Origin of the sequence: Desertibaculum subflavum, from assembly GCA_003576705.1 — a bacterium.
Lineage (GTDB): Bacteria > Pseudomonadota > Alphaproteobacteria > Ferrovibrionales > Ferrovibrionaceae > Desertibaculum > Desertibaculum subflavum.
In genome coordinates this window covers 1-13893 of sequence record QOZS01000086.1, presented here as the reverse complement: position 1 = coordinate 13893, position 13893 = coordinate 1, and the positions used below count along the sequence as shown (strand labels likewise).

The following is a 13893-nucleotide window of genomic DNA, read 5'->3' as shown; positions in this document are numbered from 1 at the left end:
CCAAGAAACTCCGCCGCTTTGCGGCGCCCCGGCCGGGGCGCCGCAAAGCGGAACAAACCGAGGAGACTGTCAGGCATGTATCCGGTCTGTAGTGTCCGACATGTAGCCGGTTGCTCAGTTTTTCCTCGCCGTCGCGCCACGGATGGGCAAAACACAAAAACCCCCACCTACCTCCCCCAACAAGTTGGGGGAGGAGTCATCTCGCCCCAGACTCGGCTAATGTGACCGCCAATGAGCCCGGGGCTGACGCGCATCTTCCTGATCGGCCTCGGGACCGCGGTGGTGCCGCTCGACATCACGGTCAACGTCGCCTTCCCGGCCATCACGGCGCATTTCGGCCTGCCGATCGCGTCGATCCAGTGGGTCATCATCTGCTACATGCTGACCCATGGCAGCCTGATGCTGGCCTGCGGCCGGCTCGGCGATCTCTACGGCCATGCCTTCGTGTTCCGGCTCGGCCTCGCCTGGAACAGCGTCGCCTTCCTGCTCTGCGCCGTGGCGCCCACTTTCGAATGGCTGCTGGCGGCGCGGGTCATGCAAGGCATCGGCGCGTCGCTGATCGCGAGCTGCGGCCCGGCCCTGGTCACCGCGCTGGCGCCGGAATCGCAGCGGGCGCGGATGCTCGCCGTCTACACCCTGCTGTTCGCCGTCGGCGCCGCGCTCGGGCCGCTCGTCGGCGGCCTGCTGGTCGAGCTCGGCGGCTGGCGCGCCGTGTTCTGGTTCCGCGCGCCGCTGGCGCTGGCGGCCTGCCTGCTGTTCCGCGCACCGGATATCGCGCCGCGCAGCCCGGCGCGGGAGCGCTTCGACCTCGTGGGCTCGGTCCTGCTGGCGGTGACGCTCGCGGCCTTCCTGCTGGCGCTCAACCAGCTCCGCGCAGTTGCCGATGGCGGCTGGCAGGCGCTGCCGCTGGCGGCCCTGGCGGCCGCCGGCCTCTATGCCTTTATCCTCCAGCAGCGCCGCGCCAAGGCGCCGCTGATCGACCTCACCCTGTTCCGCGCCGCCGAGTTCAGCCTGCTCAACCTCGGCAACATCGTGGCCCAGCTCGCCGCCTTCGTGCCGCTCCTGCTGGTCCCCTATTTCCTCGACCGCGTGCTCGCCTATCCGGCGCTCACCATCGGGCTGATCCTGACGGCGGGGCCGCTCGGCACCATGGCGGCCTCGCCGGTCGGCGGCCGGCTTGCGGGCCGCGTGCCGCCCGGCCGTCTGCTGGCCATCGGCGCCGTCCTGCTCGCGGCCGGGCTCGGGCTGATCGCCACCTGGCAAGCATCGACGCCGGTTCCCCTGCTGCTGCTGGCGCTCGCCCTGCAGGGCTTCGGCGCCGGCCTGTTCCAGATCGCCTATCTGGACGTGGTCACCGCCCGCATGCCGGCCGCCGCGCGCGGCGTGGCCGGCAGCCTGACCCTGCTGACCCGCACCATCGGCGTGGTGACCAGCGCCAGCCTGTTCACCCTGCTGTTCCAGCTGCTCAATGCCGGCCGGCCGGGGCTCGAAGGCTTCGGCACCGCGTTCCTGATCGCGGCGCTGCTGGCCGCCGCAGTGCCGCTCCTGACACGCGTCAGGCGCTAGTATCGCAGCGGGAGGAAATGCCGATGCCGTTCATCTACGTCGCCGCCAGCAAGGGCCTCGCCGATTGGGGCGCCAGCGTCGGCCTGACCAAGCACATCTACAAGCTGGGCGTGGCGGAGGAGAGCGCCGAGGCGGCGATCGGCCAGCTCAACCTCGAAGGCCATGCCGGCCAGCGCGACTGGAAGCTCCTGAAGAAGCAGGCGGTGGAGGACCTGACCGAGGCAGCGGCGGTTGAGCGGCTGGCGCGCAAGGAGCGGCTGGTCGATCCGACGCTCTATCCCGGCATCAAGGGCGCCGGCGGCATCTTCAAGGTCAAGCCGACCAACGCGGAGAACCACTTCATTGTGCAGCAGAGCCTGGGCACCGGCGAGCTCAAGCCGCCGAAGATCCGGCCGCCGGAAATCGCCGCCTACCTGATCCACAACGCGAAACCGTGAGAAGGCTCAGATGAATTGCGGCTTCGGCTTGCCGCCGCCGCGCGTCGCGTCGTCGAGCGCGGAGGTGGCGAGCCTGAGCACTTCGCGGTAGCCCGAGCGCAGCTCCATCCGCGGCGCCAGGCCCTTGGCGAGCAGCAGCCGATGCGCGGCGGGGAGGCGCCAGCACGGCACGAAAAGAAACAGGTGATGCTCGAGGTGGTAGTTCACCCAGTACGGCGCGACCAGCGCCCGCTCGATCCAGCCGGCGCGGGTGGTGCGGGTGTTGCGCAGCGCGTCGTCATTGTCCGGCACCACGGCATGCTCGGCGATGTTCCGGATCCGGCTCACCAGCTGGTACCAGGTGAGGAGCGGCAGCAGCCACAGCAGCGGATAGAGATACCAGTGGCCGGCGGCGGCGAGGCCGGCGAACAGCACGGCGTTGGCGATGAAGGCGCCACGCTCGACCCGCCAGAGATTGCCGAGTCGGCGGCCGAGCGGCAGCGACGCCGGGCCCATGGCCGCGCGGAATTGCAGGCGCCGGCGCTGATAGCCGGTGATGCCGGCGAGGTCGCGGCCGATCTTGCGCCACAGGCTCTTCCGCGTGATCGGGAACGGCGCCGAGAGCTGCAGGTCCGGGTCCTCGGCCTGCTGGGTGAAGCGGTGGTGCTTCAGGTGATAGGGCCGGTAGCGGTCGAGATCGGTCGCCACCGGATAGGCGCAGAGCCAGCGCCCGACCCATTCGTTCAGGCCGCGGCTGGCGAACAGCAGGCCATGCGCGGCGTCGTGCATCAGGATGGCGATGCCGAGCTGGCGCGCGCCGATCAGCATGACAGCGGCGAGGAAGGTCAGCGGGTTCGGCCACCAGGCGAACAGCGTCATGGCGCCGAGGATCACCGCCCAGCCATGCAGCACCAGCGCCGCGCCGACAAGGTCGGAGCGGCGGCGCAACTGCCGCACTTCATCCGGGCTGAGCAGGTCGGCGACACGAGTCATGGTTGCAGGTTAAGACTTGTGCACCGCCGCCGTCGAGCCCGCCGATGGGCCGATCTGCCGTTCGGCCTAGGCATCGCCATCGGGCGGCTTTGGCGGGCGGATCAAGGTCAGCCGCTCGCGCTCGAATTCCAGCCGCTGCCCGACCACCGCCTCGCCGATGCCGAGCCCGGCCAGCACCCGGCCGCCGAGCTGCAGGCTGGCCTCCACCGCCTCCGGGACGATCTCGGTGGCGCCCAGGTCCATCAGCTCCCGGGCATGCTTCAGGTCGCGCGCCCGGGCATAGATGGGGAGAGCCGGCCATTCGCGGCGGGCCGCCTGCAGGCAGCGCGCCACCGCCGCGGCCTCGTCCAAGGTGATCACCAGCGCCTGCGCCCGCTCGGCGCCGGCGAGCCGCAGGATCGCCGTCCGGCTGGCATCGCCGTAGAACACCGGCAGGGCATCTCTTCGGTGGGCGCCGATGGCGTCGGCGTTCAGGTCGAGCGCCACATAGGGCACCGCCTCGGCATCCAGCAGCCGCGCCACGGTGACGCCGACCCGCCCGAAGCCCGCGACGATGACATGGCCCTCGACCCGGCCGAGACTGCCCAGGCCATCCGCCGCCGCCCGCTCGGCGCCGTCCGCCTCGATGCGCGCGACCAGCCGGCGTGCCGCGACCGCCTGCAGCGGCGTCAGCAGCATCGACAGGCCGGCCACGGCGTAGATCAGCTGCGCGGTCGTCGCGTCGAACAGCGCGCCCTGCGCCGCGGCGCCGACCACGATGAAGCCGAACTCGCCGGCCTGGCCGAGCAGCAGCCCGGCTTCGATGGCGGCGGCGCCCGGCAGGCCGAAGATGCGGCAGAGCGCCGCCGCGATGCCGGCCTTGAGCGCCAGGAGGCCGACCAGCAGTGCCGCGATCGTCCCGGCCTGTGCCGCCGTCGCCGCCGGGTCGATGCCCATGCCGACGGAGAGAAAGAAGAGCCCCAGCAGCAGGCCTTTGAATGGCTCGATCTCGACATCGACCGCATGGCGATACTCGCTCTCGGCCAGGATGACGCCGCCGAGGAAGGCGCCGAGCGCCATGGAAAGACCGGCGGCGCCGGTCGCGGTGGCGGCGGCGATGACCACCAGCAGGCTCGCCGCCATGAACATCTCGCGGTTCCGCAAGGCCCCGACCAGGCGGAACAACGGTCCGACCAGCAGCGCGCCGGCGAGCGAGATCGCGGCGACGGCGAGCGCCGCCTTGCCGAAGGCGAGCGCGACCGCGAGCCAGCTGACCGCTTCCTCGCCCGCCACGGCGGCGCCGATCAGCAGCAGGATCGGCACCACGGCCAGGTCCTGCATCAGCAGCACGGCGAAGACGGAGCGCCCGAGCGACGTGCCGAGACGCCGGCTTTCGATCAGCAGCTGGGAGACGATGGCCGTCGAGGACAGCGCGAAGGCGGCGCCGAGCACGACCGCGGCGGCAAGGTCGGCGACGATGAAGAGCTTCGCGCCGATTGCGATGGCGATCCCGGTCACGACGATCTGCGCGCCGCCGAGCCCGAAGACCTGGACGCGCATGGTCCACAGGCGCTTGAGCGGCAGCTCCAGGCCGATGACGAAGAGCAGCAGCACCACGCCGAGCTCCGCCAGCGGGCGCACCAGCTCGGCATCGGCGAACACGATGTGACGCAGCAGCCCGTCCTCGCCCGCGACGCGGGCCAGGCCATGCGGACCGATCACCACGCCGACCAGCAGGAAGCCCAGCACCGAGCTCACCCGCAGGCGGTGGAACAGCGGCACGACGATGCCGGCCACGGCGAGGAAGACGATGGCCTCGCGGAGATAGGGCAGCGCCTCGGTGTGCTGCATCGCGCCGAGGGCTCAGTCGCCGCGCGCCGGCTTGACCACGCGGTCGGTCAGCAGCGCCAGCGCGGTGTCGAGATCCGGCACGCGGCCATCGGCCGGCGCAATCCCCGCGTCGATCGTCCGCCGGTGCGAGCGCTGGATCGCCGCCGTCATCAGCGGCTCGATCCCGGTCTCGCCGAGCGTCTGCGCGACCAGGCCCATCTCCTCCCAGCGGCGATGCGCGTGGACTACGTGGGTCTGCAGCAGGTTGGTCAGGTAGTCGCGGAACGGCCGGGCATCGACATCGCCGAGGCAGCCCAGCACCTCGTCGAGGATGCCCTGCTCGCGCGCCGCCACCAGCGATTCCACCGCCAGCGCCTCGATGCCCTTGATCAACACGCTGCGCAGCATCTTCACGCCGGACGCGCTTCCGGGCCGCGGGCCGAGCACCGTCGCGACGAAGCCCTGGACGACCAGCCACTCGGCCGCTTCGCCGGCGTCCGGCCCGGCCAGCAGCAGCGGCGCCTTGTGGCCGGAGGAGAGGAACGATCCCATCACCGCGACATCGACATAGCGGGCGCCGGCCGCCTCGATGACGGCGCGGTCGGCCTCGGCCATCGCCGACGTCACCGTGCAGAGGTCGAGATAGAGCGCACCCGGCCGGAGATGCGGCGCCGCGGCGCGCGCCGCATCTTCTGCGTTTTCACCCGGCACGGCCGAGAAGACGATATCGGCCGCAGCCAGCGCCGCGCCATAGGCCGCGGCGATCGGCATGTCGAGCGACCGCGCGGCGGCGGCCAGCGCCTCGCCGCGCGCGCCGCGCCCCACCGCGATGTCGATCGCCAGGATCTCGCGCCGCGCATTGGCACCGGCGGATTGCCCGCTGCGCCAGCCCGACGGCGCGGCGAGGCCGCGGGCGATCGCGCTGCCCGCCTCGCCGAATCCCAGCAGCGCGACGACGCGCGGTTCCTGCTCCACGATGTCTCCTCCCGCCAGACCTCAAGGCAAGACGCGGTCGAGCGTATAGATCACGTTGTCGAGCGCGAAGAGCGCCTTGCCGCCCGGGCCCAGGTGAAAGTCGAACAGGCCGGCATCGCAGGTCAGCAGTACCGTGGCGATCTCGCCTGCCGGCAGGCCGAGGCGGGTCGCCTGCGCCGCCGCCCGCTCCGGCGCGAGACCACCCTGGAACAGCCCCTCGGGCGGCATGTTGCGGACCTCGTATCGTGCCCGCGCGCAGTCGAGCACGGTGCCGGAGCGCACGGCGGCAAGGCCGAACACGACATGCCGACCGATCATCGGCGTCGGCATCGTTCCGCTCGCCCATGGCGCGGTGACGCCGCCGACCACGCGCCACGTACCGGCGACCGGCATGGACGGCAGCGGCGTGAACGTGAGGCCACCACCATCGGCAATGCGGTCGACGCGCAGATCGTCGTCGACCAGCGGGATGCGCAGATCGACATTCGCCTGCACGAAGAGCAGCCGCAATGCCGCTTGGGTGCCGGCACGTGCGGCGACGTCGGAGGGCAGCGGCAATCCGGTCGCGGCATCGATCCAGGCGAGCGCGAACTGCTCGTCCCAGATCGAGCGCAGCTCGCGCCCCCGCTTTTCGTCCGGCGCCTCGATGACGATCCGGCGGATCACCCGATCCGCAGCGGCGTAGGTGATGAGCCCGACCGCCTTGCCCGGCAACGCGCCGGCGGCAATCAGGTCGTCGGTGGCGGCGCGGAAGGCGGCGACGCGATGGGTGCGGAACTCGCGACCGATCTCGATCCAGGCCGGCGGCGTGCTCGCCTGGAACAGCAATTCGCCGGTCCACGGGCTGGAATAGGCGCGCTCGAAGCTGCAGCAATCGTCGAGGTCGATGGCGATCAGGCCCTCCTCGTCGATCGCCGCATGGCGCCCTCTCTCGGCGATCTCGAAGAGCGCGTCCGGCTTGCCGTCGAGCGGCAGCGCCGTCACCCGCACATTGCCTTCGATCCCCTTCTCGCCCATCACTTCTGTCGTGGTGGCATCCAGCCGCAGCAGCAGGCGCTCGCGCCGCGCCCGCGGCGACACGATCTCGCCGGTCAGGGCATACGTCACATTGCGGATTTTCACCGTGACCTGCTCGCCTTGCCGTGTGACCGAAACGGTCGAGGTCGGGGGATCGGCGGCCAGCGCCGAACCGGCCACCAGCGCCAACATCGCCACCGCCACACCCAGCCGCATATCGCCTCTCCCCGCCGCCCGAAGCGTCATTATGACCGTGTATATCCGCACCGCCAGCCCGACACGCTTGCCGAGCCACCTGGGATCGGGACATTCTGTGCCCGGGGTGTTCGGGCACGCATCTTGGACGGGTGACGCATGCGTCCGTTGCGGATGGTCATGATGGTGTGGCTTGCCTCCCTGCTCACCGCCGGCTGCGCGGTGCTGACGCCACTGCCGCGGCAAGCGGAGATCGGTGACCGCCTGGCGGCGATGCCGCGCGAGCGCCTGCCGCTGCAGCGGCCGGTCACCGTTCACTGGACCGAGCGCCAGGTGCCGTTCATCGAGGCCGAGACGGATACCGATCTCGCCGTCGCGCTCGGCCTCGTGCATGCCCATCTCAGGCTCGCCCAGATGGAGACCCTGCGCCGGATCGCCTATGGCCGGGTCGCCGAACTCGGCGGGCCGCTGCTCGCCGATCTCGACCATTCGCTGCGCATCCTGGATATCCCCAAGGCGGCGCCGGCCATCGTCGCCGGCATGCCGGCGGAGACGCGCGCCTTCGTCGAAGCCTTCGTCGCCGGCATCAACCACTACCAGTCCCAGCTCGCCGTGCTGCCGCATGAATTCGCGGTCGGCGGCATCGCGCCCGAGCCATGGACGGCGGAACATGTGATCGCGCTCGGCCGGCTTGCCGCGGTCGACGTCAACTGGCTGGTCTGGTTCCGGCTGCTGCCGGCGCGCGAGCGGCCGGACTGGCCCGACCTCTGGCGCCGCCTCGTCGCCGCAGGCTCGACTTCGGCGCCGAGCTTCCTCGTGCCGCCCGACCGCCGCTCGGCAACCTTGGAGAACGCACTGCTGCCGGTCGGGCGCACCGGATCGAACTCGATCGCGGTGGCCGGCGGGCGCAGCGGCACCGGTGCGGCGCTGATGGCGAACGACCCGCATCTCGGCATCCAGCTGCCGAACCTGTGGCTGCTCGCCGGCATCAAGTCGCCCGGCTATCACGCCGTCGGGCTGATGGTGCCGGGCCTGCCCTTCGTCGCGGTCGGCCGCAACCCGTGGATCGCCTGGGGCGGCACCAACATGCGGGCGGCCAGCTCGGACCTGTTCGACGCCTCCGGCCTGCCGCCCGGCGAGATCACGACCCGGCGCGAGACCGTCAAGGTGCGCTGGTGGTTCGACCGCGAGATCGAGATCCGCGACACCCCGCTCGGCCCGCTGGTGTCGGACGCGCCGGCCGTGCCGGTCCGCGACGACGAGAGGCTGGCGCTGAAATGGATCGGCCATCGCCAGACCGACGAGCTGACCGCCATGCTCAAGGTCAACCGCGCGCGCGATTTCGAGGCGTTCCGCGCCGCCTTCGACGGCTTCGCCATCTCGGCGCTCAACATGCTCTACGCCGACAAGGTCGGGAATATCGGCCAGGTGACGGCGACGCAGCTGCCGGCGCGCGCGAACCGGCCGCCGGCCGATATCGTGCGACCGGTCGAGGAAGCCGCGGCCTGGGACCGCATCGTCACCGCGCGCGACCTGCCGTTCGCCTACAACCCCGCCGGCGGCTACCTCGCCTCGGCCAACAACAAGGCGGCGGAATCCGAGATCCCGCTCGGCTGGTTCTTCTCCGGCGACGACCGCATCAGTCGCATGCGGGAACTGCTCGACGGCGACAGCAGGATCTCCGTCGCCGACCTGCGCCGCATGCAGCTCGACACCGCCAAGCCTTCCGCCATCGCCTTGCGCGACGGATTGCTGGGCTTCGCCGACGGGCAGAACCTCACGCCGGCGCAGCGGGCCACGCTCGACCTGATGCGAAGCTGGGACGGGCACTACCGCGCGAACTCCCGGGGTGCGCTGGTCTTCGAGGCGACGACCTACCCGCTGGTGCTCGCCGTCTACGGCGAAGAGGGCTTCCAGGCCATCGAGGCGGGCGGGCGGCCCTACGAGCTGCTGATGCAGGATCTGGACAAGCTCGAACCTTCGGTGCGCGGCCGCCATCTCCGCGCCGCGCTCGACCAGGCCGCCGAGGTTGCGGCGCGGTTCGGCAGCTGGGGCGAGATGCACCGCCTGCAGCTGCAGCACGCCTTCGGCCAGGTGCCACTGATCGGCGGCCGCTACCGCTTCGGCGAACTCGCCGCCGATGGCTCCAACGAGACCCTGAACAAGACGGCGCATGCCCTGACCGACCGCCGCCACGACACCCGCTACGGCACCAATGCCCGCCACGTCTCCGATCTCGCCGATCCGGACGCCAACTGGTTCGTGCTGCTCGGCGGCCAGGACGGCTGGCTCAACAGCACGACCTTCCTCGACCAGGCGCGCGATCTCTGGGCCGGCGGCGAGTACGTGAAGATGCCGCTGACGCCAGAGGCTGTGCGCGAGGTCGCGCGGCATCGCATGGTTCTGTCGCCGCGATAGATGCTCGACACGACCCCGCTGCTCCGGCTCTACGCCGCCTGGCGCCGGCGCCAGCTGGCCCGCCTCGATCCCGCCGCGACGCAGGAACGGCTTCTGCTGCGCCTGGTCGCGCGGGCCGCCGATACGCGCTTCGGCCAGACCCATGAGTTCCATCGCATCCGGTCGGTCGCCGATTTCCAGGCCCAGGTGCCGCTCCGCCGCTACGAGGATTTCTGGCGCGACTGGTGGCAGCCGCCCTTCCCGACCCTGCGCGGCGCGACCTGGCCCGATCCGGTGCCGTTCTTCGCCCTCAGCTCCGGCACCACCTCGGGCGCCACGAAGCACATCCCCTGCACGGCGGCGATGCTGCGGTCCAACACGCGCGCGGCGCTCGACCTGCTGGTGCATCACGTCACGCATCGCCCGGCAAGCCGGGTGTTCGGCGGCCAGAGCTTCATGCTCGGCGGCAGCACCGACCTCACGACGGTCGCGCCCGGGATCGTGGCCGGCGACTTGTCGGGCATCGCGCGGGCGCGGCTGCCCGCCTGGGCGCGACGCTTCGGCTTTCCCCCACTCGACATCGCGCTGATGAGCGATTGGGAGACGAAGCTCGACCGTCTCGCCGCCACCGCACCGAAAGCCGATATCCGGCTCCTTACCGGCACGCCGAGCTGGCTCTTGATCCTGTTCGAGCAGATCGCCGCCAAGGGGCTCGGCGACACGGCGCCGGAAGCCTTCCCGCGGCTCGAGCTGCTGGTGCATGGCGGGGTCAACTTCGCGCCCTACCGTCCGCGCTTCGAGGCCTGGCTGGCGGGGTCCAAGGCAGAGCTGCGCGAGGCCTATCCGGCGAGCGAGGGCTTCCTCGCCGTCGCCGATCGCGGGCCCGGCGAGGGCCTGCGACTGATGATCGACAACGGCCTGTTCTTCGAGTTCGTGCCGATGGATGAGCTCGACCGGCCGCACCCGACCCGCCACTGGGTCGCCACCATGCAACCCGGCATCGACTACGCCCTCGTGCTGTCGAGCTGCGCCGGCCTCTGGGCCTATGTCCTGGGCGACACGGTGACGGTGGTCGACCGGGCGACGCCGCGCGTGCTGATCACCGGGCGGACCAGCTGGGCCGTGTCGTTCTTCGGCGAGCATCTGATCGATGCGGAGATCGAGACGGCCATCGCCGCGGCGGCGGAAGCGATCGGCGCCATGGTGACCGATTTCACGCTCGGCGCCGATCTGCCGACGGGCGGCCTCGGCGGCCATGTCTTCCTGGTGGAGTTCGAACATGCACCGGCGCCGGCGCGGATATCCGCCTTCGCCGCAGCGCTGGACAGGAAACTAGCGGCGCTGAACGACGATTATCGCGCCCACCGTGCCGAGGGCTTCGGCCTGCGCGCACCGGAAGTGCACCTCGTTGCACCTGGCGGCTTCGCGCGGTGGATGAAGGCGCAGGGCCGGCTCGGCGGGCAGAACAAGGTGCCGCGGGTGATCGGCGACCCGGCGCGGTTCGAAGCGGCGCGCCGTGCGCTGCTGGCGTGAGCTATGCGGCCGGCTCGGAGCGGATCTCTTCCTCGGTCTCTTCCGGCTCGTCCAGAGAATCCTCGCTGTCCGCCTCGGCCGGGCTTTCGCCCGGCAGCGGTCCGGCCATGGCGTCGCGGCGCAGGCCCGGATCGAGCAGGCCGGCGGCCTTGAGTTCGTCGATGCCCGGCAGGTCCTGCAGGCTGTCGAGACCGAAATGCACGAGGAAGTCGTCGGAGGTGCCGTAGGTGACGGGGCGTCCCGGCACGCGCCGGCGGCCGCGCATGCGGATCCATCCGGTCTCGAGCAGCAGGTCGAGCGTGCCCTTGCTCAGTGCGACGCCGCGGACCTCCTCGATCTCGGCCCGGGTTACCGGCTGGTGATAGGCGATGATCGCCAGCGTCTCGACAGCGGCGCGCGACAGCTTGCGCGGCACTTCCTTGTAGCGGCTGAGCAGCGGCGCCAAGTCCGGCGCGGTGACGAAGGCCCAGCGGCCGGCCAGCTTCTGCAGGCCGACGCCGCGACCGTCGTACTGCGCGGCGAGCGCCGCGAGCACGTCCGGCACGCTGGCATCTTCCGGCAGGCGCTGCGCCAGGGTGTTCTCGTCCAGCGGCTCGGCGGCGGCGAAGAGCAGCGCCTCGGCGATGCGGATATGGGCGGGATCGACGCTCATACGGGATCTTCTTCTTGGCGCTGAATGGGCTTCAGGAAAATCGGGCCGAACGGTGCCGACTGGTTGATCTCGACCCGGCCCTGCTTGCTCATCTCCAGCGAGGCGACCAGCGTCGAGGCCCAGGCGGAGCGGACGGCGAAAGCGTCCTTCAGATCCGGCGGCAGATAGCTCGCCAGCATGGTCCAGTCGGGCAGAGCGCCGAGCAGCGAGCTCAGCCGCATATAGGCGTCGTCGACCGACCAGACGAAGGAGCGCCGCATGCGGAGCGGCTCCATCTTCGTGTGGCTGACCTTGTGGTCGGCATAAGCCTTGAGCAGCTCGACCAGGCTCAGCTCGTAGATCGACTTGCGAATGACGCGGATGCCTTCCGGCGCCCCGCGCAGGAACATCTCCAACCCCATGCGCGAGCGGGCCATCAGCCGGCCGGAGACGTCGCGCATCGCCTCGAGCCGCTCGAGCTGGCGGGTCAGCCGCGCGGCGAGCTCCTCGGCCGAAGGCTCGCCGTCTTCCGAGGGCGGCTCCGGCAGCAGCAGGCGGCTCTTCAGATAGGCGAGCCAGGCCGCCATCACCAGATAGTCGGCGGCGATCTCGAGCCGCAGCCGTCGCGCATGTGCAATGAAGTCGAGATATTGTTCGGCCAGCCGCAGGATGGAGATGCGGCGCAGATCCACCTTCTGCTCGCGCGACAGCGTGAGCAGCACGTCGAGCGGGCCTTCATACCCTTCGAGGTCGACGACCAGATCGGCCGACGGCGGGTCCGGCGCGTCGAACGGCTCGGTTTCCGTGGTGGCGGTCAGAACGCCCTCTTCGAGTTCGGTCACAACAGGGGCCTCATAGCGCAAAGCCGCGGGCGGCGCACGATTCGTGACAGCCTCGCCTCCGGCGCAAATCAGGCCGCCAGCAGCCGGTCGAGCCGCTCGCGCCAGGCCGAGCGGTCGATCGCCAATGCAGGCCGGCGCAGCGCCGCCGCGGCCTGCCAGCGCGCCCAGGCGGCCGGCGACATGGCGGGCGCCGCGCCGGCGATCGCCTGCATCTCCGCGGGGTCGCCGTTGCAATGCAGGGCGACATCGCAGCCGGCGGCCAGCGCCTGCTCGGTCCGGGCAGCGAAGCTGCCGGTGAGCGCCTTCATCGACAGATCGTCGGACAGCAGCAGGCCGCCGAAGCCGATCTCGCCGCGCACGATTTCGGCGATCACCCTGGCCGAGCAGGTGGCCGGCGCCGCGGCGTCGAGCGCGCTGTAGACCACATGCGCCGTCATGGCGATCGGCAGGTGTGCGAGCGCCCGGAACGGCGCGAAATCGGTGGCGGCCAGCGCCTTGCGGTCCGCCGCGACGACAGGCAGGTCGAGATGGCTGTCCGCCGTCGCCCGGCCGTGGCCGGGGATGTGCTTGATCACCGGCAGCACGCCGCCATCGAGCAGCCCGCGGGCGAAGGCAAGGCCGAGCGCGATGACCGGCGCCGGCTCGGCGCCATAGGCGCGGTCACCGATGATGTCGTGGCCGTCCGGCGCCGGCACGTCCAGCACCGGCGCGCAGTCGACATCGATGCCGAGCGGCGCCAGCTCGGCGGCGATCATCCGGCCGGCCCGCCATGCCGTCTCCATCGCCATCTCGGGCACCTGGCGCCAGCGCCGGGCGATCTCCGCCCCGCTCGGGAAGCGCGGCCAGTTGGGCGGACCGAGGCGCGCCACGCGCCCGCCCTCCTGGTCGATCAGCACCGGCGCATCGTCGCGGCCGACGCTCGCCTGCAGGGCGCGCACGAGGCGGCGGATCTGCTCCGGCTCCTGGCAGTTGCGGCGGAACAGGATGAAGCCGAGCGGATCGGTTTCGGCAAAGAACCGCGCCTCGTCGCCGCTCAGCTCGGGCCCGGCGCAGCCGAAGATGACCGCCCGCGGCCGCGCATCAGGGCGCGACAACGAAGCACCCGACCTTGCGCTTGTGCAGGGCTTCGCAGGCCTCGGCCGCGGCGCCGCGATCCGCGAACGGGCCGGCGGACAGGCGGTGGAACGTCCCCTTTCCCGCCAGATCGACCGTCACCACGCTGGGCGTGAGCTTGCCCAGCACATCGCCGTTCGCCCGCGTCAGCCGCCGCCACTCGCCCTCCGCAGCCTTCCTGTCGCCGACCGAAGCCAGCTGGATGCGGTAGGTGCCGGCGCGTCCCGCGGCCGGCGCGACGTTCGCCACCGCGGGCGCGGCCTTCTCGCTCACGGCGGGCGGCGGCGAAGCCGGTGCGGCAGTGGATGGCGCCGGCGAAGGCTGGGTCGGGGCTGCCGCCGGAGCAGGCGCCGCCTTCTCGGCCGGTGCGCTCGGCGCCGCCTTGGCGACGGCAGCGGGCGGCGCC

The 13893-nt window shown here is 71.3% G+C and carries 12 protein-coding genes; 4 read left to right on the top strand and 8 right to left on the bottom strand.

What is annotated here, in order from left to right:
- The first annotated feature begins 231 nt into the window (after window positions 1-231).
- Both DT074_RS26225 and DT074_RS26220 read left to right on the top strand, forming a co-directional pair.
- Window positions 232-1566, top strand: coding sequence for an MFS transporter (locus DT074_RS26225; RefSeq protein WP_119422809.1), 1335 nt, complete (start codon window positions 232-234; stop codon window positions 1564-1566).
- 23 nt (window positions 1567-1589) lie between these two features.
- Window positions 1590-2003, top strand: coding sequence for a hypothetical protein (locus tag DT074_RS26220; protein ID WP_119422811.1), 414 nt, complete (start codon window positions 1590-1592; stop codon window positions 2001-2003).
- 6 nt (window positions 2004-2009) lie between these two features.
- On the opposite strand, the gene DT074_RS26215 is transcribed toward DT074_RS26220, so the two are convergent.
- The 4 genes from DT074_RS26215 to DT074_RS26200 form a co-directional block, all read right to left on the bottom strand.
- The gene (locus tag DT074_RS26215; protein WP_119422808.1) at window positions 2010-2975 is read right to left on the bottom strand and encodes a fatty acid desaturase family protein; all 966 of its coding nucleotides are present in this window, start codon (window positions 2973-2975) and stop codon (window positions 2010-2012) included.
- A gap of 66 nt (window positions 2976-3041) precedes the next feature.
- Complete coding sequence (locus DT074_RS26210) at window positions 3042-4805, bottom strand: cation:proton antiporter domain-containing protein (protein ID WP_119422807.1); 1764 nt, start codon at window positions 4803-4805, stop codon at window positions 3042-3044.
- Window positions 4806-4817: 12 nt separating this feature from the next.
- Entirely contained in the window at window positions 4818-5759 is a 942-nt protein-coding gene (locus DT074_RS26205) for an NAD(P)-dependent oxidoreductase (RefSeq protein ID WP_119422806.1), read from the bottom strand.
- A 21-nt stretch (window positions 5760-5780) separates the two neighbouring features.
- Window positions 5781-6992 carry a hypothetical protein gene (locus DT074_RS26200; RefSeq protein WP_119422805.1) on the bottom strand — a complete coding sequence of 404 codons (1212 nt, stop codon included), beginning with the start codon at window positions 6990-6992 and terminating at the stop codon, window positions 5781-5783.
- A gap of 138 nt (window positions 6993-7130) precedes the next feature.
- Between DT074_RS26200 and DT074_RS26195 the strand changes: the two genes are divergently transcribed.
- Window positions 7131-9389, top strand: a complete 2259-nt coding sequence (locus DT074_RS26195; protein ID WP_119422804.1) for a penicillin acylase family protein — start codon at window positions 7131-7133, stop codon at window positions 9387-9389.
- On the top strand, window positions 9390-10901 hold the full coding sequence (locus DT074_RS26190; RefSeq protein WP_119422803.1) for a GH3 family acyl-acid amido synthetase: 1512 nt from the start codon (window positions 9390-9392) through the stop codon (window positions 10899-10901).
- A 1-nt stretch (window position 10902) separates the two neighbouring features.
- On the opposite strand, the gene scpB is transcribed toward DT074_RS26190, so the two are convergent.
- The 4 genes from scpB to DT074_RS26170 form a co-directional block, all read right to left on the bottom strand.
- Window positions 10903-11553, bottom strand: coding sequence for an SMC-Scp complex subunit ScpB (gene scpB / locus DT074_RS26185; RefSeq protein ID WP_119422802.1), 651 nt, complete (start codon window positions 11551-11553; stop codon window positions 10903-10905).
- A complete protein-coding gene (locus DT074_RS26180; RefSeq protein WP_368744921.1) occupies window positions 11550-12374 on the bottom strand; it encodes a segregation and condensation protein A in 825 nt (274 codons plus the stop codon). The genes scpB and DT074_RS26180 overlap by 4 nt, the downstream gene beginning before the upstream one ends.
- 68 nt (window positions 12375-12442) lie before the next feature.
- Window positions 12443-13468, bottom strand: a complete 1026-nt coding sequence (gene nagZ, locus DT074_RS26175; RefSeq protein ID WP_119422801.1) for a beta-N-acetylhexosaminidase — start codon at window positions 13466-13468, stop codon at window positions 12443-12445.
- Window positions 13455-13893 (bottom strand): SPOR domain-containing protein (locus DT074_RS26170; protein ID WP_368744920.1); only part of this gene is annotated, 439 nt, incomplete at its 5' end. The genes DT074_RS26170 and nagZ, both read right to left, overlap by 14 nt.